General features: G+C 70.1%; 22 protein-coding genes. 20 read left to right on the forward strand and 2 right to left on the reverse strand.

The window, feature by feature from the left end; translation table 11 throughout:
• The 3 genes from ACGFU7_RS43795 to ACGFU7_RS43805 form a co-directional block, all read left to right on the forward strand.
• Positions 1 to 736: transposase (locus ACGFU7_RS43795; protein WP_393703979.1), on the forward strand; the 736-nt coding region annotated here is incomplete at its 5' end.
• A 370-nt stretch (positions 737 to 1,106) separates the two neighbouring features.
• Positions 1,107 to 2,456: a UDP-N-acetylglucosamine 1-carboxyvinyltransferase gene (gene murA / locus ACGFU7_RS43800; RefSeq protein WP_393703981.1), complete on the forward strand. Its 1,350-nt coding sequence runs from the start codon at positions 1,107 to 1,109 to the stop codon at positions 2,454 to 2,456.
• 71 nt (positions 2,457 to 2,527) lie between these two features.
• Complete coding sequence (locus tag ACGFU7_RS43805) at positions 2,528 to 3,691, forward strand: hypothetical protein (RefSeq protein ID WP_393703983.1); 1,164 nt, start codon at positions 2,528 to 2,530, stop codon at positions 3,689 to 3,691.
• Positions 3,692 to 3,737: 46 nt separating this feature from the next.
• Here ACGFU7_RS43805 and ACGFU7_RS43810 read toward each other — a convergent pair whose 3' ends face one another.
• Positions 3,738 to 4,091 carry a nucleotide pyrophosphohydrolase gene (locus ACGFU7_RS43810; protein WP_393703984.1) on the reverse strand — a complete coding sequence of 118 codons (354 nt, stop codon included), beginning with the start codon at positions 4,089 to 4,091 and terminating at the stop codon, positions 3,738 to 3,740.
• A 526-nt stretch (positions 4,092 to 4,617) separates the two neighbouring features.
• Between ACGFU7_RS43810 and ACGFU7_RS43815 the strand changes: the two genes are divergently transcribed.
• The 8 genes from ACGFU7_RS43815 (at position 4,618) to ACGFU7_RS43850 (ending at position 14,268) form a co-directional block, all read left to right on the forward strand.
• Positions 4,618 to 5,463 (forward strand): hypothetical protein, encoded by an 846-nt coding sequence (locus tag ACGFU7_RS43815; RefSeq protein WP_393703986.1) that lies wholly within the window; start codon positions 4,618 to 4,620, stop codon positions 5,461 to 5,463.
• A 116-nt stretch (positions 5,464 to 5,579) separates the two neighbouring features.
• Positions 5,580 to 5,828 (forward strand): hypothetical protein, encoded by a 249-nt coding sequence (locus tag ACGFU7_RS43820; RefSeq protein WP_393703988.1) that lies wholly within the window; start codon positions 5,580 to 5,582, stop codon positions 5,826 to 5,828.
• Entirely contained in the window at positions 5,825 to 6,856 is a 1,032-nt protein-coding gene (locus tag ACGFU7_RS43825) for a conjugal transfer protein (protein WP_393703990.1), read from the forward strand. Before ACGFU7_RS43820 ends, ACGFU7_RS43825 begins: the two co-directional genes overlap by 4 nt.
• Complete coding sequence (locus ACGFU7_RS43830) at positions 6,856 to 7,173, forward strand: hypothetical protein (RefSeq protein ID WP_393703991.1); 318 nt, start codon at positions 6,856 to 6,858, stop codon at positions 7,171 to 7,173. The genes ACGFU7_RS43825 and ACGFU7_RS43830 overlap by 1 nt, the downstream gene beginning before the upstream one ends.
• The gene (locus ACGFU7_RS43835; protein ID WP_393703992.1) at positions 7,170 to 7,826 is read left to right on the forward strand and encodes a hypothetical protein; all 657 of its coding nucleotides are present in this window, start codon (positions 7,170 to 7,172) and stop codon (positions 7,824 to 7,826) included. Before ACGFU7_RS43830 ends, ACGFU7_RS43835 begins: the two co-directional genes overlap by 4 nt.
• Positions 7,827 to 7,832: 6 nt before the next feature.
• Positions 7,833 to 10,439 carry an ATP-binding protein gene (locus ACGFU7_RS43840; protein WP_393703994.1) on the forward strand — a complete coding sequence of 869 codons (2,607 nt, stop codon included), beginning with the start codon at positions 7,833 to 7,835 and terminating at the stop codon, positions 10,437 to 10,439.
• Positions 10,436 to 13,162 carry a hypothetical protein gene (locus ACGFU7_RS43845; RefSeq protein ID WP_393703996.1) on the forward strand — a complete coding sequence of 909 codons (2,727 nt, stop codon included), beginning with the start codon at positions 10,436 to 10,438 and terminating at the stop codon, positions 13,160 to 13,162. The genes ACGFU7_RS43840 and ACGFU7_RS43845 overlap by 4 nt, the downstream gene beginning before the upstream one ends.
• Positions 13,159 to 14,268, forward strand: a complete 1,110-nt coding sequence (locus ACGFU7_RS43850; protein ID WP_393703998.1) for an NlpC/P60 family protein — start codon at positions 13,159 to 13,161, stop codon at positions 14,266 to 14,268. Before ACGFU7_RS43845 ends, ACGFU7_RS43850 begins: the two co-directional genes overlap by 4 nt.
• A 393-nt stretch (positions 14,269 to 14,661) precedes the next feature.
• On the opposite strand, the gene ACGFU7_RS43855 is transcribed toward ACGFU7_RS43850, so the two are convergent.
• On the reverse strand, positions 14,662 to 15,996 hold the full coding sequence (locus ACGFU7_RS43855) for a hypothetical protein (protein WP_393704000.1): 1,335 nt from the start codon (positions 15,994 to 15,996) through the stop codon (positions 14,662 to 14,664).
• Between the two features lie 376 nt (positions 15,997 to 16,372).
• On the opposite strand from ACGFU7_RS43855, the gene ACGFU7_RS43860 reads away from it, so the two are divergent.
• The 9 genes from ACGFU7_RS43860 to ACGFU7_RS43900 form a co-directional block, all read left to right on the forward strand.
• Complete coding sequence (locus ACGFU7_RS43860; protein WP_393704002.1) at positions 16,373 to 17,635, forward strand: TfuA-like protein; 1,263 nt, start codon at positions 16,373 to 16,375, stop codon at positions 17,633 to 17,635.
• Complete coding sequence (locus ACGFU7_RS43865; protein WP_393704003.1) at positions 17,622 to 18,770, forward strand: YcaO-like family protein; 1,149 nt, start codon at positions 17,622 to 17,624, stop codon at positions 18,768 to 18,770. The genes ACGFU7_RS43860 and ACGFU7_RS43865 overlap by 14 nt, the downstream gene beginning before the upstream one ends.
• Positions 18,767 to 19,336, forward strand: a complete 570-nt coding sequence (locus ACGFU7_RS43870; RefSeq protein WP_393704005.1) for a class I SAM-dependent methyltransferase — start codon at positions 18,767 to 18,769, stop codon at positions 19,334 to 19,336. The genes ACGFU7_RS43865 and ACGFU7_RS43870 overlap by 4 nt, the downstream gene beginning before the upstream one ends.
• A 39-nt stretch (positions 19,337 to 19,375) precedes the next feature.
• The gene (locus tag ACGFU7_RS43875; protein ID WP_393704007.1) at positions 19,376 to 19,657 is read left to right on the forward strand and encodes a hypothetical protein; all 282 of its coding nucleotides are present in this window, start codon (positions 19,376 to 19,378) and stop codon (positions 19,655 to 19,657) included.
• Positions 19,654 to 20,667 carry an NAD(P)H-dependent glycerol-3-phosphate dehydrogenase gene (locus ACGFU7_RS43880; protein ID WP_393704009.1) on the forward strand — a complete coding sequence of 338 codons (1,014 nt, stop codon included), beginning with the start codon at positions 19,654 to 19,656 and terminating at the stop codon, positions 20,665 to 20,667. Before ACGFU7_RS43875 ends, ACGFU7_RS43880 begins: the two co-directional genes overlap by 4 nt.
• Before the next feature lie 65 nt (positions 20,668 to 20,732).
• Positions 20,733 to 21,086, forward strand: coding sequence for a hypothetical protein (locus ACGFU7_RS43885; protein WP_393704010.1), 354 nt, complete (start codon positions 20,733 to 20,735; stop codon positions 21,084 to 21,086).
• Complete coding sequence (locus ACGFU7_RS43890; protein WP_393704011.1) at positions 21,073 to 21,927, forward strand: hypothetical protein; 855 nt, start codon at positions 21,073 to 21,075, stop codon at positions 21,925 to 21,927. Before ACGFU7_RS43885 ends, ACGFU7_RS43890 begins: the two co-directional genes overlap by 14 nt.
• A gap of 199 nt (positions 21,928 to 22,126) precedes the next feature.
• Positions 22,127 to 22,435, forward strand: a complete 309-nt coding sequence (locus ACGFU7_RS43895) for a transposase (protein WP_393704013.1) — start codon at positions 22,127 to 22,129, stop codon at positions 22,433 to 22,435.
• A partial coding sequence (locus ACGFU7_RS43900; RefSeq protein WP_393704014.1) for an IS3 family transposase occupies positions 22,432 to 22,883 on the forward strand: 452 nt, incomplete at its 3' end. The genes ACGFU7_RS43895 and ACGFU7_RS43900, both read left to right, overlap by 4 nt.

Below are 22,883 nucleotides of genomic sequence, written 5' to 3' on the forward strand. Positions count from 1 at the left end.
CGGCATGCGCATCCTGCGGGCCGACTCGCAGTTCTACAACGCCGGCGTCATCGCCGCCTGCCACCGGGCCGGAGCCCACTTCTCGATCACCACCGGCATGAACCCCTCCATCAAACGAGCCGTCCACAGCATTCCCGAGGACGCCTGGCAACACATCAGTTACCCGACCGCGGTGCCCGACCCCGCCACCGGTGAACTCATCTCGGACGCCGAAGTCGCCGAGATACCCCAATACACCGCCTTCACAAGCCGCAAAAAGAGCGAGCGGGTCACCGCCCGGCTGATCGTGCGCCGGGTCCGTGACCTGGCCAAACCCGCCGTCATGGGTGAACAGGGCGAGCTGTTTCCCGTCTGGCGCTACCACCCCTTCTTCACCGACCAGCCCGCCGCAACCCTGCAGGCCGAGCGGGAACACCGCCACCACGCGGTAATCGAGCAGGTCATCGCGGACACCAAAGCCGGCGCCCTGGCCCATCTACCGTCCGGGCACTTCCACGCCAACGCGGCCTGGCTCACCCTGTGGGCGATGACCTACAACCTGCTGCGGGCCGCTGGTTCCCTGACCTCCGCGTTCCACGCCAAGGCCACCACCGCCACCCTCCGCACCCACCTGGTCCAGGTCCCGGCCCGGATCGCCCGCTCCGCACGACGTATCACCCTGCACCTGCCACACAACTGGCCCTGGCAGCAGGCCTGGACACACCTCTTCGACACCGTCCACGGCCCACCCGGCTGACACGAACAGCCCCTGACCACCCGCCCACCAGGGCCCGACCGGAACCGAACCTGTGGAAAAGCTGGGCAGACCAGCAGACCCCACCTGCCCATCCACCGCCACCGACCCCAAACGGCTCACAAAACGATCAGAAGATCACCATCAGCGCACATCGGCGGATTGAGGCTAAGACGGCGTTTCTCCAGGCGGGTCTGACCAACGGCACCGTCTACCCGAACCGGCTGTACAGGCCGGAGGACCGCACGGGTCTGGGTGCTGCAACCGCCACCACGCCAGCGCCGTCACATATCACGAGGCGGGTTTCCGTCTAGCAAACACTGCGGATTTATCACTAAAACCGCCAAATGCACCCACAAGGAAATATCGCGAGATGAATATGTCTAGCCAGCTAGTGCAGCCGCCCATGGCCGCGGACCGGCACACCTACCGCATCACCGGCGGCGTGCCACTGAACGGGACGATCACAGCATCCGGTGCGAAGAACTCGGTGACCAAGCAACTCGTCGCCGGCCTGCTGACCGACGAGCCGTGCGAACTGCACGGCGTCCCGCGCATCGTGGAGGTCGATCTTGTCCTCGGCATGCTCGCCGAGCTGGGCACACAGGTCACCTGGCTCGACCAGCACACGGTCCGCGTGCACACACCCGAGGTATCGGGCACGTCCCTGTCCGCGATGTATTCCGGGGTCAACCGGATCCCGATCCTCATGATGGGGCCGCTCCTGCACAGGCGCGGGGAGACAGTCGTCCCTCTGCCCGGTGGCTGCACCATCGGCAAGCGCCCGGTCGACTTCCATCTGGAAGGCCTGCGCCAGATGGGCGCTGACGTCGTGGAGAGCCCCACTTCCGTAAAGGTTCACGCCGAGCGTCTCACCGGCGCCCACATCGACCTGCCCTTCCCGAGTGTCGGCGCCACAGAGAATCTGCTCCTGGCGGCTGTCCTCGCCCACGGCACCACCGTGATTCGCAACGCGGCCGTCGAACCCGAGATCGTCGACCTGATCCTGATGCTCCAGAAGATGGGGGCGCTCATCACCATCGACACCGACCGCACCATCACCATCGAGGGAGTGAGCACCCTCCGCGGCGTCGAGCACCACACGATCGCGGACCGCATCGAGATCGCGTCGTTCGCCACGGCGGCCGTCGCCACCAACGGCCGCATCGAGGTAAAGGGGGCCCGTCAGGAACACCTGGTGACCTTCCTCAACACCCTCCGCCAAATCGGCGGCGAGTTCGCCGAAACCAGCGACGGCCTGGAATTCTGGAGGGCCCGCCCTCTGACCGCCATCGACATCGAAACGGGCGTCCACCCCGGGTTCATGACCGACTGGCAGCAGCCCGTCACGGTCCTGCTCACCCAGGCCGACGGCACCTCGGTCGTCCACGAAACCATCTACGAAGACCGGTTCGGCTACACAGAACAACTGCGCCGCATGGGAGCCGCAGTCGAGCTGACAACCCGGTGCCTGGGCGCAACCGCCTGCCGGTTCCACAACCGGGACTTCCAGCACACCGCCAAAATCAGCGGCCCCAGCCACCTCACCGGCGCCGACCTCGAAATCCCGGACCTGCGAGCCGGCTTCGGCTACGTGCTCGCCGCGCTCGTCGCCAACGGCACGAGCACCATCACCGGCACCCGCTTTCTGGAACGGGGCTACGAGAACCCCGTCGAGAAGCTGACCGCAGTCGGTGCACGTATTTCCACCCAGCCCGCCTGACTGGCCCTTGTGCCGCCCGCCTGCGAGCAGAGCAGGCGGGCGGCACAAGACCCCTCCTCGAAGGACACATCGTGCCCGAGACAGCACTGCCCCCTGAGCGCGCTTTTGAGCCGGTCATCGACCAGCACGAGACCTGGCTGGCCGTCAACCCTGTCCAGGGATGTCCCAAGGACTGCGGCTACTGCTACCTGAAGGACAGGGGGCAGACCCTCGCGAAACCGGTAGAGCTGGCCAGCCCCGACCGAACCGTGGCGCTCCTGAAGGCCAGCCCGTACCTTCACCAGCGAGCCGTGCTCGCGCTCTACACATGCACCGACGCCCTGGCCACCCCGCGCAACCGCACGCACCTCATCGGTCTCCTGGACCAGCTCGCAGAGAGCAGCCTGCGCAACCCCGTCTGTCTCATCACGAAGTGCTCGGTCACCGAGGACGTGATCGCCGCCATCCTCCGAGCCCGCAAGGCCGGCATCCCCGTCATCGTGTACCTGAGCTACTCGGGACTGGGCCCGGACACGGAGCGCGGCATCGACCACGCGGCGCTACGCGCGAATTTCCCGCGCCTGCACGCTCACGGCATCCCCGTCATCCACTACTGGCGACCATTGATGCCCGCGAACTCCACCCCCGAGACCATCACCCACGTACTGGACTGGGCCGCCCGCTACGCCGCATGCTCGGTCGCCGTCGGTCTCAAGGTAAAGCCGGGGGCACGCGACCAACTCGCCGCGCTGTGGCCCGAGCTCGCGGCCGACGGCCTGCCCCTCAAAACCGCCGATGCTGTGTGGCCCCGTGAGACCTGGGAGCTTCTGGAGACCCTTCCCGCCCGCTATCCCGGCCACCCCATCTACCAGACCAATTCCTGCGCCCTCGCTCACGTCCTCAGCCGACCGGACTCCCACCTCGTCCATGGCACCAGCACCTGCACCGACAACCATTGCCCAGCCGGTCAGCGCCAGTTGTGTGCCAGCTCTGTGCCTCCACCGGTTTCACCCGACGCCATCCGGAAGCACCTTGTATGGCTCGGCGTACCTACGGTCCGCCCCATCCACTGGGACGCCGACCGACGTACCGCCACCGTGGAGGGTGCTCTCGCCCTGCGTGACTGCAACAACGCCGCGCAGCGCTTTGAGATCAGTGTTCAAGCACCGCGAGAGATCGGGGACACCTACTGGTCGGGAAAGTTCGGCGGCAACCAGCCGCTCGTCCTCGACACCCACAACACCAGTAGCGAGTAGCGGTCCCGAAGCCCAGCGCCTTCCCCCGCATCCAGGAAGCGTCGCGTCAAACCAGCCCTGCGGACGAGCGTGCCCGCTCAATGTCCGCCTCCACGCTCTTTTCCAGTTCGGCCATCGTCCTGAAGAACGCAGCCGGCAGGTCCACGTCGTGCAGGCGCGCCAAGATCAGTACGGACCACAAGCAGTCGGACAGTTCGTGCTCCAAGGCACGCCGCCAGTCCGGGATCTGCCTTGCCCCCTCAGCCGCCGCAGCGAGTTTAGCTAGATCGCCGACATCTCCGACGAACCCGAGCATGAACTCCTCCCGCGTCCATTCCCGGCCTACCAGTCGATTCCGCTCGTCGTAGAGCCCCTTCACCAGCAGCGCACGCTGTTCCATCTGCCCCAATGGAACGTTCATCGGAAACCTCCAGGAAGTAGTCCCTACCGAGGATGTCCTCACCATGAACTGACACCGTGACAGCCCGCTGGGACGGCGTGGCGCCCTGCTGATGCCCGCATCGCCCCTGATTTGTGGCGTCGACCAGAAGACGCTGGGGCACGACGAAGCACTGCCATCCGCCAAGTGCGCAACGCGATCGATCTTCGCGAACGTATCGCACACGCGGTTGGAGGAGTACTGGTCCCTCGTCGAGGAAAGTGAACGCAGCCAAACGTCAGAGGGTGAGGCTTCCGTGCCGTCTCGCGTGGCACGGTCAGCCGCGGGCCGGCGGGTGGCTACAGGACCTGTGCGGCTGGCTCTGACTATGCGGATGAACCAACGAAGCCACCTGCGAGGGTTTCCGCGGGTCAGCGCGCTCTTACGGGGTCCGGCGTGGGTCGGCATTTGGGCAACCTCCTGACCTGCGCATTCGGGGGTTTGGGTCAGCGATCGGGTCAGGGGCGCTGAGAAGAGTTCACGACATCACCTGAACGGGGGAGTTGTCGTGGCTGGAACACGGGTCTTTGAGTCGCTGGATGCCGAATGGGCGCTGGTCTGCGCCGAGTCCGGGCGCGCCGAGTTGGTGCTGGGCTGGCTGCAGGAGGGAGGGGTGCTCCTGGGCGGCGAGCGGGCGCCGGGTCTTGAGGATGTGCTGGCGGAGCTGGAGCGCCGGGACCGGGCGCAGGGCCGCGTGCACAGTGACCGTTGGTTGCGGGTGCTGCTGGAGCGGGCGGCCGGTGAGGGGGCCGGGGCGTTGCTGGCGGCGCGGGTGGTGGTGCAGGCGATGCTGCCGGGGGCGGTGCGGATGACGCAGCGGCTGCTGCGGGCCGGCCGGGATTTCGACGAGACGGGGCAGGTTGTCGTCGCGTGCCTGTATCAGGTGGTGCGCCGGTTTCCGCTTGGGCGGAAGGGCGGGGTGGCGGCGAATCTCCTTCTGGAGACGCTGCATTGGGCGAGCCGTGAGCTGAAGGCGGAGGCCGAGCTGGACGCGGTGCCGTGGCACCCGGTCCTTGAGTCCGCGGTCGCGGCCGGTGAGCCGGTGGCGGAGGACGATCCGGCGGAGGCGGCCTGGCAGACGGTCCTTGGACGGCAGGCCGCAAAGACCGGGCTGGTACGGGTCGGTGAGGTTCCGGACGGTGCGCGGGGTGAGCTGGTCGAGCTGCTGGTGTGGGCCGTGGCCGGCGGCCTGCTGGATGCGGAGCGGGCGCGGGTGATCGCGGACGAGTCCCGGGCCGGTGCACGGGAGAGCGCGGAGCGGGCCGGTGTGTCCGCGGTCGCGTGGCGCCAGCGGCGCAGCCGGACCGTGCGGCAGCTGCGGGCGGTCGCTGACCACTGGGTGCAGGCGGCGTGATGACGATTTCTCGGATTTCTTCGCTGGGGCTGTCACGTCTGGGGCGCGGTTGCTCCTTGGTCCGGGTGTGCGGGGCAACTGCTGCCGCACCCGGGCTTGGAAGGGGTGGGCGGGAGATGACGGATCCGGTGTTCGCGACGGAGGACGGTGCGGACGTCGTGCTGCTGATGCGGGCGCATCGGCGGCTGCGCGATCTGGCGGTGCAACTGGAGGTGGCACCGTTCGCGGACCAGACGGCGGCGACCATGCGCGCCTATCTCGATGAGGATGCCGCGCCGGCACAGGACGCGTTTGCCCGCTGGGCGGCGCTGCCGCAAGCGGTGCGGGACAAGCTGGCGGCGCGGATGCGGCAGGAGCGGCCGTGAGGCGCCGCGAGGAGCACGCGGAGGATGTGCTGCCGGCTGAGGCGGGCGGTTGGGCGCTGGGTTCGCTGGGCGCTGCGGCGAACGCGGTGACGGTGATCCGCCGCACGGCCTGGGCGCTGTTGGTGGCCGGGCCGGTCCTGGCGGGGTGGGCGCTCGTGTCCCGGCCTGCGGTCACGGTGCCTGCGGCGCCGGTGCGTCAGGAGCAGCCCGCGGCCGGTCAGCCGGCGGGGCCGGGCGGGTTCGCGGAGTTGTTCGTGAGCGCGTACCTCTCGGCCGGGGAGGGCACCGAGGAGTCCCTGGCGCCGTTCCTGCCGAATACGCGTGAGGTGAGCCTGGCGGCTGATCCGGGTGTGCAGCGGGCACAGGAGCTCGCGGCGGTGAGGGTGCGGCTCGTGTCCCCCGGGTACTGGTCGGTGACCGTGGCCGCCCGAGTGGTCCCGGTCGGCGCCACGGACGAGAAGAAGGCGGAGCCGGGGCCGGGCGGGGTCCAGGCCGGGCCGGTGCTGCGGTACTTCGAGGTCCCGGTCAGGACGGGTGCGGGCGGGGCCCTGGCGGCGGCCACGCTCCCGGCCGAGGTGGGCGCGCCGCTGTCCGGTGAGGCTCCGTTGCTGGCATACGGGCAGTCAGTCCCGGTCCGCAGTACCGATCCTGCCGCGCAGACGCTCGCGGGGTTCTTCGCCGCCTATCTGGCCGGCAGCGGTGAGCTCGACCGCTACCTGTCTCCCGGTACCGCCCTGGCCGCGGTGTCGCCCGCGCCGTACACGCAGGTCGAGGTGGCCCAGCTCGCCGAGGTCGGCACGAATGACCCGGGCAGCGCCGACCAGCACGGTGCCCCCGTACCGGACGGGGCGCGCAGGCAGCTCCTCGTCGACATCACCGCGTCCGATGCCGGCGGGCAGAAACGGCCGCTGACGTACGCAGTCACGATCACCGCGCGGGACGGGCGCTGGGAGATCGCATCCGTGGAAGGTGCCCCCGTGCTGAGCAAGGAGCCGGCCGGGGCCGAGAAGAAGGAGACCGCGCAGTGATGGACGTGACGGTACTGGCCGGGGCCATCGACGACGTCGACCAGCTCACCCAGAAGGCCACGAGTCTGCTGGTCGGCTCGGTGATGGCGTTCATGCTGGCCGCGTCGGTGGCAGTCACCTGGGCCAAGACGAAGTCAGTGGTGTCCGCGGGCGCGGCATTCATCGGCGCGGTGGCGCTGTGGTACGCGGTGATGAATGCCGCGGTGTTCCGCGACAGCGTGGGTGAGGACATCGCACCGAGCGGCTCCGCGGAGAGCGCGGGCGCCGGTCACGCGGTCGTCCAGGTCATCGAACCGGCGGCCGGTGAGCGGCGATGAGCAGCGCTGCGGCCCCGTCGCCGCCGGAGGTGCTGGTCGGCCGGTGTTACACCCGGGCGCGCCGTCACCCCTTGATGGTCGGGAAGTGGCCGGGCGGGCGGGGGCGGATCTGGGGTGGTCCGTACACGGGGCCGCAAATAGTGGTTCTGGCCGTTTCCCTCGCGGGCCTGGTGCTGACGCGTGGAGTATGGGCGCATTTCGGGCTGCTCAACTACGGCATCGTGCTCGGCGTGCCCTATGGGCTGTCGCTGCTGGTGCGTCATGTGCAGGTCGACGGCCGTAATCCGCTGGCGGTGGCGGCAAGTTCCGCCGGACTGCTGACCCGGCCGTCTGGAGGGCGCCTCGGCGGGCGCCCGCTCAAGGCGCTGCGCAGTCACCGGCCGCTGATCGGGGTGTGCACTGTCACCTGGTCAGCACCGCAGCCGCATACGGGGGGTGCGGGCGGGACCGCGCTCCGTCCGGTCCGGGCACGGGCGGCGGTCTCTCGTGCGATGGCCGCCGGCCGCAGCACTGCGGCAGAGAACGGCCCCGTGCCCGAGAGCCCTGTGACGGTCGGCCGGCGGCCAGTACCGGTGGCTGCGGCGTTGCTCGCCGCCCGCCGTGAAAGCCGGTTCAGCGTGAGTGATGCGCCCGTGGCGCAGCAAGGGGAGTGATCCGCGATGCGGATGCCAATCCGGCATGTGGCCGGGAACGTGATGTGGACCGTGCACGGTCAGGTGTGGGCTGTCTACCGGGTGGCGGGGGCAGATGCCGCTCACACCTCGCGGCGGGCCAAGGAGCAGCGGCTGGGGCAGCTGGAGGCGCTGGTCAAGGCGCTCAAGGGTGAGTCGATGCTGCTGAGTCTGTGCCCGGCCGTCGACCCGGCAAGTGTGGTCGCGAAGATGACGGAGGGCATCGACCTGGTGGCCTCTCCCCGCTACCGGCAGGCCACCAATGTGCTGCGCGGGCAGCTGGAGCAGCTAGAGCTGACGGGGCGTACGGACTGGCTGGCGGTGCCGCTGCCCATGAGCCGCGGGGAGTCGGCGCGGGAGATCTTCGCGGCGGCGCGTGCGGACGTTGCCCTGCAACTGGGGTTGCTGCCGCAGCCGGTGTCGGCGCGCGAGGAGGACGAGCGCCTGGCCCAGGCGCAGCGGCTGGCGTCGGTATGGCCGCCGGCCATTGCACTGCGTCCGGCGACGACGGCGGAGGTTCTGTGGATCTACGGGCACAGTGCCCGCCGCGGCATCCTCGAACCGGTGCTGCCGGACGGGGCGGCTCCTCGGATGCGGGGGCGGGGGCGGGGTGCGGCGGCGCTGGGCCAGGTGGTGCTTGCCGAGGGCGGCAACCTGCTGGACGAACAGGCCCTGAACGACGGTGAAGTGTCCGGTTCCGGCCGGGCTGGGAAGGGCGCGCGGCGGCGGAAGGCGGGGCGGGCGAATCCGTTCGCGCGGCGCTGGCTGGAGGTGACCACCGAGTGGGGGCCCTCGTATCAGGTGATGCTCCCGCTCTCCGAGATGCCCGAGGCGTTCGCGTTCCCCGGGTCCGAGTATCTGGCGTCCCTGGACTCCTTCTCCTTCCCCGTCGACTGGATGGTGCGCCTGCGCGTTTCCTCCGGTGCCGAGGCGGAGGCCAAGACGAGGCGTCAGGCCAATGAGCTGGCCAACCAGTACAACGAGCTGCAGGACGAGAACACCGGCACCGGCATCCCGCCCACCATCGACAAGGCGGTGGGCGGGCTGGAGGAGTACCGCGAGCGGCTGACCGCCTCCCGTACAGAGGTCGAAGTCCGTGCCATGGCCGTTTTGTGCGTATGGGGCGGCACCCCCGAAGAGGCCGAGCGGCGGGCCGGTGAACTGGCCGGGCACTTCGGCGGCAATGAGTACACCTTCAGCCGGCCGCGCGGCGAGCAGGAGAACCTCTGGTACGGGATGCTGCCCGGTACCCGCACCCCGCCGGTCATGGCCCAGTACTCGCAGTACCTGGTGGCCCGGGACTTCGCGATGGCCGCCCCGTTCACCGGCAGCGGGCTCGGCGACACCACCGGGCCCCTGTTCGGGCTGCAGCTGGCCGGCGGCGGGGTCCGCCCGGTGCTGACGGACTGGGCGCGCGGCCCCCGGGAGAACACCTCGGCGACCGCGGCGTTCATCGGGGAGCTCGGTGCGGGCAAGACGACCGCGATGAAGGCGGCCCTGTATTCCGTGCTCGCCGCGGGCCGCCGGACGCGGGGCGGTACCCGGCGCGGCCGGGCCGTGATCGTGGACCGGACACCACGCCAGGAATGGCTCCGCTACGCCCAAGCCTGCCCCGGTGAGACCGAGTGCATCACCATCGACGACCAGGCCACCATCTCCCTCGACCCGCTGCGCACGTTCACCGGACGGGAGGCGCAGCGGTTCACCGAGTCGTTCCTGACCCTGCTGCTCGGCCTGGCGCCGATGAGTGACGAGGGCATCGCCCTGTCCGAGGCGGTCGAGGCGGTGCTGGCCGAGCCCCATCCGTCGATGCGGGTCCTGGTCGAGGAACTCACCAACCGCGGTGCATCCGGCGATGCACATTCCGCCATGGCCGCCCGCCGCCTGTCCGCGGTACGGCGCAAGGATCTGGCCCGCGCGGTGTTCGACGAATCGCTGCCCGTGGTCCGCGGTTCGAAGGCCGACACCCTGGTGTTCTCGGTGTCCTCGCTCGCGCTGCCCACCAAGAGCGAACTGCGCGGCGGCGGGGACCGGCTGGACAAGATGGAGTTCGAGAAGATCTTCGGGCGTGCGGTGATGTACCTGATCGCCGCCCTGTCCCGGAAGATCGTCTACGCGAACCTGGACGAGTTCGCGCTCGTGGTGTGGGACGAGTGCTGGTGGCTGACCTCCAGCCCCGAGGGCCTGGCCCTGGCGCTGGAGCTGGTCAAGGACGGCCGTAAGCACAACGCCGGCGCCCTCTTCGGCGCCCACGACGACAACGACATCGGCCCCGACGACAACGAGAACGGGCAGATCCTGCGCGGTCTGATCCCCCGGAAATTCGTCTTCCGGCACACCGACACCAACCTCGCCCGCCGGGCACTGCGCTTCCTGGGCTGCAACCCGGACGACGAGGACCTGCTCACCCTCGTCACGACCGGGCTCTCCCCCAACAGCCCCGACCTCAGCGACGAGGAACGCGCCGCGCGGGCCGGTGAGTGCCTCCACCGCGATCTCACCGGCCGGATCGGCGCCATGCAGGTCACGCTGCCTGCCGACGAACAGGCCGTCGCCCACATCCACTCCCAGCCCATGCAGAGCGCAGCGGCATGAGCAGACGGGCCGCCGCACCGGCGGGAACACCGATATCGCGTCTCCGGGCCCTGGGCGGCTGTGTGCTGCGCTGGGTGAGGCGGTGGCTGCGCCCCGGGCGCAGCATGGTTGCTGGGCTGGTGCTGCTGGCGCTGTCGTGCCTGACCTCGCTGGTGCTGGCCACCGTGTCAGCCAGCGCCGCCCCCACACCGACGCCGACGCCTTCGGTCGCGCCGACGCTGCCGGGACCGGAGAACCCGCTCGATCCGAGCCCGCTCGTCCCCCAGCCGGGCGCCTCGGGCCGGCCGGATGACTCCCCGCTGATCCGGGACGGGGTCAAGGAGTCCAAGAAGCAGGAGAAGGCCGCCCGCGCGAAGTTCGACAAGCTGGTGGAGAAGTACAAGAAGGACCGTGCCGCCCAGGGCGGGGTGCTGTCCGCGTTCGAGGTGACCGACCGGGACGGGAATCCGGTCAGCTCCTACCGCATCTACGCCGACACTGGGGACTGGAACGACTGGGACCTGAGCGTCGAGGGCTTCCTCGTCGAGATGATGTTCCTGGGGAACAAATGGCTCGTCAGCTTCGCCTGCTTCCTCATCTCCTGGAGCCTGTCGTTCTCGCTGGCCGGGCTCATGCTCAAGCCGGCGCTGCAGGTGTCGACGTCGCTGTATGGCGGGGTCATCGTGCAGATGGGTCTGCCGGCCCTGTTCCTGACGTTCACGATGGTGGTCGCGTCGTGGCATCTGCTGTTCGGGAACCGGGTCCGCGGCTGGGGCGAGATGGCGGCGGCCCTGGTCATCTCCGCACTCGCGCTCGGCGCTCTCGCCTCACCCCCGCAGCTCCTGCTCAGCAAGGACACCGGCGCGGTCGGCACCGTGCGGGCCCTGGCCGTCGAGACCGCCGCCCTGGTCCTGGACAAAGAAACCATCGACACGAGCCGGCCGACCACCGACAACGACTGGGAGAAAAAGCCTTCCGGTACCACGGTGGGCGCGCAGGTCCGGTCCTCGCCGAGCGCACTGTCCCGCCCCATCACCGACGCCCTCGTGGACGCGTTCGTCGCCCGGCCGGCCATGCTCCTGTCCTACGGGCGGACCTTCGACGGCAGCTGCGGGAAGAAGTTCCGCGATTCACGGATCCAGCAGGCCGTGTTCGACCAGCTGGTCGACTCCAAGATGGAGAAAGGCAAGTCCTTCCTCAAGGACCTGCCGGGATTCGGGATCGCGCTTCCCGACAGCGTCAAGAACTGGATGGTCGACACCACGGTCGACAACGCCGCCTCCCAGATGCTGGAGCAGGTCCACGCGGCCGGCCCCATCAAGGCGTTCGAGAAGGCATGCGTACCGAACGCCGGAACGCTGAAAAAGGCGTCGATGGACAAGGTCGGCGACGCCGTCTTCATGCTCCTGGCCGCGTTCCTCACCTGCGCGTTCATCATCGTCCTCGACTGCGCATTCCTCTTCGCCCAGCTGCAGATCGCCATCGAAGCGATGATCGCGAAGGTGGCCCTTGCGGCCGGGATCCTGCCCGGCCCCGGCCGCGCCTGGCTGTGGGACCGGGCCGCAGCCATCGCCCGCAGCCTCGCCCTGATGCTCGCCTCCGTCGTCGCCCTGTCCGTCTTCATCGTCGTCGTCAACTCCGTGCTGAACACCCCGGAGAGCGACCTGCCGGGCGGGGTCACCGTCCGGTTCGTCCTCCTGGACTGCGTCTGCGTCGCCGCGTTCATCTACCGCAAGAAGCTCGCCCACTCCACCCGGGGCGTAGTGGCACGCGCCCGTCACCAGCTCGGCAACAGCCCGTTCGGCGGAGCCGTCTCCTCCGTCCCCGCAGGCCCGCCGCGGCGCGGCGGGCTCGGCAAGGGCCTGCTGCTCGGCGGGCTCATGCTCGGCGCGGCCCTCGCCACCGGAGGCACCAGTGCCGCACTCGGCGGCGCCGGACGGATCGGTACCACCCGGCTCGCCGCGAACCTCGGCGGCCGGCTCGCCCACGGCAGCGGCCGTGCCGTGGCCGGGCTGACGAAACTCACCGGCCGTACGGCCGTGGCAGGTGCCAAGGGAACCGCGAAGGCCGGGGTGTTCGGCCTCAAGGCCACCGTCGGGCTGCCGGTGTACGGGCCGCGCGCCACCCGCAGGGTCGGCGCAGCCGCGACCGCCCTGCCCGGCCAGGCGGCCGGCCAGATCAGCGGCGCCGTCCAGAACCTCCAGCAGGGCGCCCAGGCTCTCAACCGGAGTTACGTCCAGCCCGCCCAGCAATTCGCCGGGGAGTACCGCCACAACGTGCGCTCCCTCGGCCGGATCGTCCGAGGCCGGCCCGGCCTCGGCCCCTACACCCCGCCCGCGCCCGCTGCCCGCCGCACACCGGCACCAGCCACCCGCCCCGCCCCCAGCACACCTCCGGCCCGTGCTCCGCGCCCCGCACCCATCGCGCCTGCGGCCCGGCGCCGCCCCGCTCCTCCGCGCGTCGCCCAGCCGCCCACCAGCGCAGCCCAGGCCAGACTCCAGCAACAGCTCCACCGCGTCCGACAGCCACACGCCACCAACACCACTCCCCCGCCCCGTACACCGCGCCCCGTCACCACACGGCAGCCGCGCGCTGCCCAGGCCGCTCCGCCGCCCGTCACCCCGGCACCCCGTACGCCGCGCCCCGTCACCACACGCAGGAGGCCGCTCTCCAATCCGCCGCCGGAGATCTTCTATCCGCGCCCGTTGCCCCCTGAGGGACCGTCCGGTCCGGATCAGCCATGACCGGCACACGGAAGGCAGTCCTGGCAGGAACCGGGCTCCTGGTCCCGGTGGCGTTCGTGCTCGGTGTGCTGATTCTGTTCGTCGCCGCCGTCGCGAACGGCGCGGCCGGGCACGAGGAAGAGGAAGCGGACACGGCGCCGGGTACCGGTGCTGCCCCGGGGGCGGTGGCCGGCATCAGCCCGGTGATGCTGTCCGCCTACACCCGCGCCGCCGCCAACGTCCGCGCCCTGCGCCCGAAGTGCACGGGCATGCAATGGTCCGTCATCGCCGGAATCGGCAAGGTCGAGTCCAACCACGCCGCCGGGCGGAACATCGCAGCCACCGGCACCATCAGCCCGCACATCCTCGGCGTCCGGCTCAACGGCTCCGGAGCCGGAGGGAACACCAGCTCCTTCTCCGACACCGACCACGGCCGCCTCGACGGCGACACCGCATACGACCGGGCCGTCGGCCCCATGCAGTTCCTGCCCTCCACCTGGAACGGACCCAGCGGCCAGGACGGCAACAACGACGGCGTGAAAGACCCTCACAACGCATTCGACGCCGCGCTCGGGACCGCCGTCTACCTGTGCGGCACAGGCAGCACCGACCTGTCCAAGTCCGCCGACCTCCGCAAAGCGGTCTACCGCTACAACCACTCCGAGGCGTATGTCGACGACGTCACCGGCTACACCACCGAGTACGACCGGCTCCCCTCCACCGGAGACAGGACTGGTAGGGCGACCGGCCGGGCCGGCGCCGTCATCAACGCAGCACTGGCTCAGCGGGGTACCCCCTATGTCTGGGGCGGCGGCAGCACCACAGGCCCCACCAAGGGCGGCTACGACTGCTCCGGCCTCATGCTCTACGCCCTCTACCAAGGCGCAGGGATCACACTCCCCCGCACCTCCCAGCAGATGCGGCACTCCGGAACCCGAGTCCCCCGCTCCGACATCCAGCCCGGCGACCTTATCGTCATCAACAACGACGGAAACTGGGGCCACGTCGGCCTCTACGCCGGAAACGGCACTATGATCCACGCACCCCGCCCCGGCAAAACCGTGGAAACCACACCCACAACCGGCTATTGGACACAGTACGACTGGGACGTACGCCGAGTGCTGTGAAGCCTGTAGGTTCCCATTAGAGATGTCGTAATCCCAGTGTTCTGTCATCAACTTGTCGTACGTCGCGGCCCACCTGGACGTAAGCGCCTGACGTCGCCGCACACGCTCTCGATTCGAGAACCAGCCTTTCGCTTGGTTTGCGGTGGTTCCCCAGCACGTTTCGGCTGACCAAGTCCGCTGCCTCCGTGTTCCTTCCACGAACACAGGGGGTCGCTGTGGCACGCCGTTCCTGTCGCGAGGTCACGACAGAAGATGAGACACCGCAGGTCCGCTATCGGCAGGCCGATGGCGAGTTGATCGCAACCGCCCTGGACAGGGTGGATGTCAGCGAAGTGCTGGCGGGCCAGCCGGTTCGGCTCACGCCGAGCTTGCGTGGTCGGGCTCGGGGTGCTTCTAGGCGGCAAGGACGTCGTGCAGCTCGCGCACCGCGCTCTCCTCGCGGTGCTGGGCGGGGATCGAGTAGTACAGGTCCAGCGCGCGGTGGTGCACGAGTCCGGTGCGGTAGGCATCCGGGAGGGCGGCCAGGATGGCTACCGCACGCTGGCACGCCTGCTCGGTATCGCCGTCGTGGTGGAAGCAGGCGGCCGCATCGATGGCGAGCAGGGAGCGGGTCATGGTGCTGGTCGGCGCGGACAGTTCCAGCGCCCGCTGCTGGCTCTCGCGGGCTCGTGGGGTGTCGCCGAGTGCGGTGAGCGCGTGGGACAGGTGTACGTGGTGTTTCTGCTCGCCGTGGGTCAGCCACGTGTCGGCGCGTGCGCTGGCGTCGAGCCGTTCCATGAGCATGTCGGCGGCCGTGAGCGCCTCGCGGGCTCGATCTGGCTGGTGAGACAGGGCGTAGGCGCGGGCGGCGACAGCCGCGGCCAAGGTTGCGGCGGCTGTCGGCCGGTTCCCGGCGGCCTGCCGGGCCTGCTCGGCAAGGAGCGCGGCGGCCTGCGGGGCGCCGTAGTTGATCGGCACCATCGCTTCGCGGGCCAGGACCCACGCGTGCAGCTGTCGGTCGCCGGACTCCTGGGCGGCCTTGGAGGCGGTGGCGAACCACTTCCGGGCCTCCTTCCGGGCGCCGAGGTCGTGCAGCACGATCGCGATCATCCCTGACATCTGCCCGGCAGTGCGGCACACCCGGATGCGTGTGGCGACTGGCTGCGGGCTGTCGAGGAGGGGCCGGAGGTTGACGAAGTCGCTCGCGAGGTCGGCCAGAACCCGGGTTGGGGGCTGGCCATGGTAGCCGTAGCCGTACGCCTCGGCGGCCGTCTCCAGGTCGGACAGATCGGCCGGGGAAGTGTCGGCGGTGAGGGCGAGGTCCACCGGCTGGCGGGATTCGGTGAGGGCGGCGAGCGCCGTTGTGGTGAGGCCGGCTGCGAGTGCGCCGCGCAGCACCTGGCGGCGGTTCATTGGGTCGTCTCCATCGTCGGACTCCGGGTGCGGTCTCGGGGAGCTGTTCTCCCAGGGTCGCGCAGCAAGGCCCAGAAGGGCACCGGGAATCCGAAGCGCGTCCGCGACACGCTCGATTGCGTCCAGCGTGGTCACCGTTGCCTCGCCGCGCGCGACCTTGGAGACCCGATCGGCTTTCATGCCGGACGTTTCACCGATCCGGTAGTAGCTGATCCCGTGTTCGCGGGCCATGGCGAAGACCGTCGTGAAGTCACGGGTCTGGACGGCATGGACGAATCGCGGGTCGCTCAGCAGGCGGTGTGGAATCTGCGCTGGTGACGGCCGTAAGTCGTCCACTGGCCCCCCTTCGCATCCGTGGATTGCGGAGCGTCAGACCGACGATACCCCCACGGTGGGCCCCCATGGTGGGGCTTATCAACGGTGGCGGTTCTGGCTTCACTGGCGGATGCCAAAGGCGCGCCGATCGGCCGCTGATTCCCTTCTGTAGGAGGAACCTCATGGTGTCCAAGTCCGGTATCGCTGCCGCCAGCATCTCGGCTTCGGCCGAGGAGACCGACGAGCTCGCCGGGGCCGTGGTGGTCGCCGTCGACGTCGAGGACGAGGAGTAGTCCCCTCTCGCGTTCGCGTCCTGATCGGGGCGTCCCTCCCTTCTCATCGGTCCCGCGGGGCTCGGGGAGGGGCGCCCCTCGCGCTTGATCGTCTGGAGGTCGCAGTGATTCACGTGTTCGTCGGGCCGACGCTGCCACGGTCCGAGCCGCAGCTTGCCGCGCCGGACGTGCGGGTGTGGCCGCCGGCCCGGCACGGGGACCTGTTCGAGACGGCGATCCGGGGCGGCGACACGGTGGTGATCATCGATGGCGTGTACCACCAGGCACCAGCCCTGCGTCACAAGGAAATCCTGGCCGCGATGGGTCGGGGGGTTCAGGTCATTGGGGCGGCGAGCATCGGCGCGCTGCGGGCGGCCGAGCTGGCGTCGTTCGGCATGCTCGGCGTCGGCAGCGTCTACACCGCCTACATCCGGGGTGAGGTCGTCGGCGACGACGAGGTGGCGGTCGGCCAGGCCCCTGACGGGGAGTGGGACGCGCTGACCTGGCCGGTGGTCAACCTTCGGCATGTTCTTCACTTGGCCCGGTCGGCTGGGGTGCTCGACGGCGAGCGGTCCGTCGGGCTGCTGGCCGGGCTGCGCGCGGTCTACTACCCGCAGCGCACCACGGCCGCGGTGCGGGCTGTCTGCCGCCGCGAGGGCGAAACGCAGTTTGCCAGGTGGCTGGCCGAACGGTGCGAGCAGGACCGGCACTTCGGCGACGTCAAGCGCGTCGACGCTCTCATGGCCGTACGCGTCGCGCTCGATGGTCGGGCTTCGCAGCCCGGCGCTCAACCGCCGGGCACGGTGTGGGAGACGACGTATTTCCGGCGTTGGTCCAACGCCTTCGCCCGCGATCGTGTTGACGGGCTGGACCTGTGCACCGAGGACCGTCTCGTCTACCAGCAGGTATTCGACCCGGTGTTCAGTGAGACGTGGGCGGCCTACCTCGAACACCGCTCGCTCCATCCCGCCGGCGGGCCAGGCCTGCCGCTGGCAAGGCGGCTGGCCCAGGTCACCGGCGGAGACTTGCCCGCCGACCGCGTGTTCCACCCGGCGATCGACCTGCGGGACGAGATGACCGTGGCCCTGCTGCTGGAGGGCGAGACCGAACCCGACCGCCAGGCAGTCGCCCGGTACGCCAGTGCCCTCGAACGGGCCCGCCGCACCCGGCCCGGGTTCTCGACCGCATCCGTGCGCAACGAACTCACCCGCCACCTGCTGCTGAGGGTGTGGAAGTGCCCTGAGCAGCATTTCGACGCGGAGGCGTCCGCGCGGGGGCTGGTCTGCGGGGCGCGTGCCGTCGAGGCGGCCAAGCGGCTCATACCCGGACTCCTGGACGAGATGAACGAGACGACCGAGCGGACGGAGGCGGCCCGTGGTGGGCGTTGACGACGTGGTGACGCTGCCGGGCACGGTGCGCGCCCGGGCCCCCGAGCAGACGTGGGAGGCGGTGGCCGGACACCTGCCGGACTACGGCATCACCCGGGTCGCCGACCTGACCGGCCTCGACTGCATCGGGCTGCCGGTCTGGACGGCGGTCCGGCCCGCCTCGCAAACGCTGAGCACGTCCCAGGGAAAGGGTGCCACCGGCCTGCTGGCGAAACTCTCGGCGGTCATGGAGGCGATCGAGCTGTGGCACGTTGAACAGCCGCTGCCCGTCGCGGCCCACGGCCCGGCCACGGAGGTGGCCCCGAACTGCCCCTTGGCCGCGCTGCCGCTGACTGTGCCGTACCCCGGGCGCACCCTGGCCCGGATGGTGTGGGAGTGGACGCATGGCACCGGTCTGGTCGGCGGCGAAAAGGTACTGCTGCCGGTCGATGTTGTCCGGCGCCGGGCTCAACGGCCCGAGTGGGGCCCGGATCTGCTGCGGGCGACCAGCACCGGCCTGGCGTGCGGTAACACCCGGGACGAGGCGCTGCTGCACGGCCTGTTCGAGGTGGTGGAGCGGGACGTGCTGAACCGGGACGGGCAGTTGGGCGGGCGGCGGCGCACCCTCATCGCCCCCGGGACGGTCGATGACCCTCACGGCCGGGAGGTGATCGACCGGATAATGGCCGCAGGCATGGCGCTGGAGATCGCACTGGTGGACGGCCCGTACGGACTGCCGGTGTGTGTCGCCTATCTGTGGTCGGAGGACTACCCGGTCGTGTTCGCCGGCGGCGGCTGCCACATCAGTCCGGCGATCGCACTGACCCGGGCGCTGACCGAGGCCGCGCAGTCCCGGCTGACCGCCATTGCTGGTACCAGGGACGACCTCCCCAGCGACTCCAGCAGCCTCGACGCCTCACCCTTCGCCCCAGCGCAGACCTCCGGCCTCGCGCCGTGGCCGGAGGTGACGGCCCAATTCACTGCGCCTGACGGCGGCTTCGCCGACCAGGCCGGGGAGGTGGTACGGCGGGTCGCACGCGTCACCGGGCACGAACCGGTGGCCCTGGACCTGTCCGCCCCAGCCGACCCGGTCCATGCCGTGCACGTCGTCTGCCCAGGAACACACTCGCGGATCAGGAGATCGATGCCCCGATGAAAACCACCACGGCACCACCCTGCGCTCCCCGTTCGCCCGCCCGGCCGCGCTCCGCCCAATACGACGCCTTCCACGCCGCCCGCGCCCGCACCGGGCTGATTGCCCGGATGTACGCCGCGGCGATGGGGGTGCACTACCCGGCCGAGGTCGCCACCTCCAGCTCCTGCGACTGGCCTCTGCTGGGGCTGATGACCGCACGTCTGGGGATGCGGCCGGGGCAGCTCCTTGTCGACGCCGGCTGCGGCACCGGCGGCATCGGCCTGTGGCTGGCGCGCGCCTTTGCCCTGCGCCTGGAGGGCTTCGACCTCTCCCCTGTCGCCGTCACCCAGGCCACCGACCGCCGCCCCCACTTCCTCGGCGGCGGCACCGACCGCGCCGCCTTCCGCGTCGCCGAGCTGGAGGCCACTGGCCTGCCCGATTCCAGCGCCCACGGCATCGTGTGCGTGGACGCCCTCGGCCGCGCTGCCGACCGGGAGAAGGCAGTACACGAGCTCGGCCGCATCCTGGCTCCGGGCGGCCGACTCGTCATGACCCGGTCGCTACGCCACGGCGCAACACCGGCATGACCGGAGCAGGCCCGCGCTGCCGGGCTCATGGTGGAGCACGTGGACGAGCGCCCCGCAGAGCCCGCGATGCGGGAACGTCTCTACCGGCTGTGGATCACCCGCGCCGATGAGCTCCGGGCCGAGCTGGGCGAGGCTCAGGCGGCGAACATGCTGCACGAGGCGCACCAGATGCTGCCCACACTGCCCGGCCGTCGTGCCGTCCTGCTGACCCTGCGGCGCCCCGCGAACGCCCCGGCGGCACCCGGCGCGGCCGATAGGATGACCGCGCCCCGCCGCCACCCCGGCGACAGGCCCGCGATCAGCGAGAGGACCCCGCAGTGACCCAGCACCGCTCCGCCCGTGCGGCGGTGTTCTCGGCCGGGTCCTGGGGCACCGCGGTAGCCAAGATCCTGGCCGACGCCGGCAGCGACGTTATCGTGCACGCCCGCCGCAGTGAGATCGCCGACGGCATCAACCAGGAGCACCGCAACCCCGGCTACTTCCCGGACATCGCGCTGCCTGCCTCCCTGACGGCCACGACCGATCCGGCCGCCGCGCTGGACGGCGCGGACTACCTCGTGCTCTCCATTCCCGCGCAGTCTCTGCGGACCAGCCTCGCCGCCTGGGCGCCGCACATCGGGCCCGACACGGTGATCGTGTCACTGATGAAGGGGATCGAACTGGGCAGCGGCCTGCGGGCCAGCCAGGTCATCACTGAGGTGACCGGCGTCTCCGAAGACCGCGTCGCAGTGCTGTCGGGCCCGAACCTGGCACGCGAGATCATGGCCGGACAGCCTGCCGCCGCGACCGTCGCCTGCCTCGACGAGGACACCGCACAACGCGTTCAGCGGGCATGCCACACCCCCTACTTCCGGCCCTACACCAGCACCGACGTGACCGGCTGCGAGCTCGGCGGCGCCGTGAAGAACGTCATCGCCCTCGCGGTCGGCATCGCCTCGGGCATGGGCCTGGGCGACAACGCCTCGGCCATGCTCATCACCCGCGGGCTGGCGGAAACCACCCGGCTGGCCACGGCCATGGGCGCCCACCCGGCAACCCTGGCCGGTCTGGCCGGTCTGGGCGACCTGGTGGCCACCTGCTCCTCCCCGCTCTCCCGCAACCGCACCTTCGGTGTTCATCTCGGCCAGGGCCTGAGCGTCGAACAGGCGACGGCCGCCACCCGGCAGACCACCGAAGGCGTCAAAAGCGCGGAGGCAATCCTCGACCTGGCCCGTGGCCACGGCGTCGAAATGCCCATCACCGAAGTGACGTCGGACCTGCTGCACCAGAAGATCAGCCTCGACCAGGCCGCGGCCGCACTGATGCAGCGGCCTGCCAAGCCGGAGCGCTGACCCAGCCGCCCCGTTCACGGGGCCGGCCACTGCACCTTCGCCCTCCCATCACGGAAGTCCCGCCCATGCACGTGTCCGTGCTGTCCGCTGCCCAAATGGCCGCCACCCTCGCCGTGGTGGCATGGATGATCACCGGCTTCACCCGCCTGCCCGGCCGCTGGCTCCGCTGGAAAATGTTCTGCCGGGCCACCTTCACCGTCATCACGCTCACCGGCACCAAAGACGGCCGCACCGAGCCCGTGAACGTCTACGACTACCTGTCCCCGGGCTCGTTCATCCTCGGACCGCCTCAGCTCCAGGCAGTCCTCAACTACCTCACCCGCAGCGGCCGGTACGAACAGGTCGACGGCCACGGCCGCCTCCTGAACGCCCAGGGCGAGCAGCCCATCGAGGTGAAAGACAGCCATGTGGTTCTTTGACGCCCTGACATCCGGCTTCCAGCACCCCACCGACCCCGGACGGCTCCAGCAGTTCCGGATCGTCTTCGGCACCGTCCTTGCCCTGCGGTTCGCCCTCTCCATCGGCCAAGGCGGCTGGGACCGCTTCACCCCCGGCTCGCTCAGCTCCCACCTCGCGAAACAGCGCTTCGGTCCCACCCGGACCCAGCTCCTCGCCCGCGCCTACCGTCCCGCGCTGCTCATCCGTACGGCCGCCGCCGTCACCCTGGCCGCCGGTCTCGCCCCCCGGCTGTCGCTCGTGCTGATCCTCGCCGGAGCGGCCATGGAGCTCCTCTACCTCAAGAGCCCCAACGCCGTCCGGTTCACCCTGCTGACCGGAGCCTGCCTCCTGGCCGCCGGCAACCTCGGCCACGGTCTCCACATCGAGCACAGCCCCAGCACGGCCAACACCTGGGCACAGTGCCTCCTCGTGCTGGTCACCACTGACATCTACTGGAACAGTGCCTGGCAGAAACTCCGCTCCCCCCAATTCCGCACCGGCCTCTACCTCGCCCAGTGGATCCACGTCTACACCCAGGTCAGGGAGCAACTGCCCTACCGGCGCCAGTACGCCGTCCCCGGCTTCGTCCGCCGCCACATGGGCAACCTCACCGACCAGGATGTCCGCCTCTGGCGCCTGATCTCGGCCACCGCCATCGCGACGGAGATCGCACTGCCCCCAGCGCTACTCATCCCGCAGACCATGCCGTATGCCGTGGCCGCTGGCATCGCCATGCACGCCGCTTTCACCTGCCTCAAGCCCCGCCAGCTCATCACCTTCTCCGGCCTCACTGTCGGCACGTACCTGGCCTTCGCCGCCTGACACCCCGGGCCCAACGGCGGCGGCATACCCGCAGGACGCCGCGTGTCTCCATCTCAGCTACGGGCGCTCATGCCGATTGACGATCAGGAGTAGCGGCCCGCGCAACGGCGGGCGCTGCCTTCCGGCTGCGTGAGGTTCCCCCGAGATGCGGAGTGTGGTGACAGAGGGTCAGATGGTTTTCATGAGAGGAACATCGACCATGGCTGCCCCCAGGAAATACTCGCTCGAGTTGCGTGAGCGTGCGGTACGGATGTACCGCACCACCGATCCGAAGCCGCAGATCAAGAAACTGGCCGTCGATCTCGGCGTGCATCCGGAGGCCCTGCGCGGTTGGATCCGGCAGGCCGAGGCCGGCGCCGGCGAGCGCGATGACCGGCTGACCACCGACGAACGCGCCGAGCTCACCGCGCTGCGCAAGGAGAACGCCCAGCTCAAGCGGGCGAACGAGGTCCTGCGGACGGCCTCGGCTTTTTTCGCGGCCCAGCTCGACCCGACCCGGCCCAGGTGACGGCGCTCCTCGACGAGCACCCGCACCTGGGGGTCGAGCCCGTACTCCGGGAACTGTCCGTCCCTTCCTCCACCTACTACCGCTGGCGCCGTGCCGAGCGCGAGCCGTGCGAACGCGTGCGCCGGGACGCGGAACTCACCGAGCAGATCAAGGAGATCCACGCCGACTCGGGCGGGATCTACGGCTCGCCGCGCGTGCATGCCGTGCTCAAGCGTGAGGGCGTCCACGTGGGCCGCAAGCGGGTCGAGCGCCTGATGCGCGAGGCCGACCTCGCTGGGATCAGCCCGCGTCGCAAGGGCTTCACGCGCCGGGACCCCAAGGCCACCCTGGCCCCGGACCTGGTCCAGCGCGACTTCACCGCGAGTGCACCGAACCGGCTGTGGGTCACCGACCTGACGATGATCGCGACCGGCGAGGGCCCGTTGTGGCTGTCCGCGATCCGGGACGC

Origin of the sequence: Streptomyces sp. NPDC048473 (assembly GCF_043200155.1) — a bacterium.
Taxonomy (GTDB): domain Bacteria; phylum Actinomycetota; class Actinomycetes; order Streptomycetales; family Streptomycetaceae; genus Streptomyces.

Coding starts and splice junctions, on each gene's coding strand:
- ACGFU7_RS43890 (WP_393704011.1), top strand. CDS start 21,073: ATGTGGTTCTTTGACGCCCTGACATCCGGCTTCCAGCACCCCACCGAC.
- ACGFU7_RS43885 (WP_393704010.1), top strand. CDS start 20,733: ATGCACGTGTCCGTGCTGTCCGCTGCCCAAATGGCCGCCACCCTCGCC.
- ACGFU7_RS43845 (WP_393703996.1), top strand. CDS start 10,436: ATGAGCAGACGGGCCGCCGCACCGGCGGGAACACCGATATCGCGTCTC.
- ACGFU7_RS43820 (WP_393703988.1), top strand. CDS start 5,580: ATGACGGATCCGGTGTTCGCGACGGAGGACGGTGCGGACGTCGTGCTG.
- ACGFU7_RS43850 (WP_393703998.1), top strand. CDS start 13,159: ATGACCGGCACACGGAAGGCAGTCCTGGCAGGAACCGGGCTCCTGGTC.
- ACGFU7_RS43840 (WP_393703994.1), top strand. CDS start 7,833: ATGCGGATGCCAATCCGGCATGTGGCCGGGAACGTGATGTGGACCGTG.
- ACGFU7_RS43830 (WP_393703991.1), top strand. CDS start 6,856: ATGGACGTGACGGTACTGGCCGGGGCCATCGACGACGTCGACCAGCTC.
- ACGFU7_RS43895 (WP_393704013.1), top strand. CDS start 22,127: ATGGCTGCCCCCAGGAAATACTCGCTCGAGTTGCGTGAGCGTGCGGTA.
- ACGFU7_RS43870 (WP_393704005.1), top strand. CDS start 18,767: ATGAAAACCACCACGGCACCACCCTGCGCTCCCCGTTCGCCCGCCCGG.
- murA (WP_393703981.1), top strand. CDS start 1,107: ATGAATATGTCTAGCCAGCTAGTGCAGCCGCCCATGGCCGCGGACCGG.
- ACGFU7_RS43835 (WP_393703992.1), top strand. CDS start 7,170: ATGAGCAGCGCTGCGGCCCCGTCGCCGCCGGAGGTGCTGGTCGGCCGG.
- ACGFU7_RS43810 (WP_393703984.1), bottom strand. CDS start 4,091: ATGAACGTTCCATTGGGGCAGATGGAACAGCGTGCGCTGCTGGTGAAG.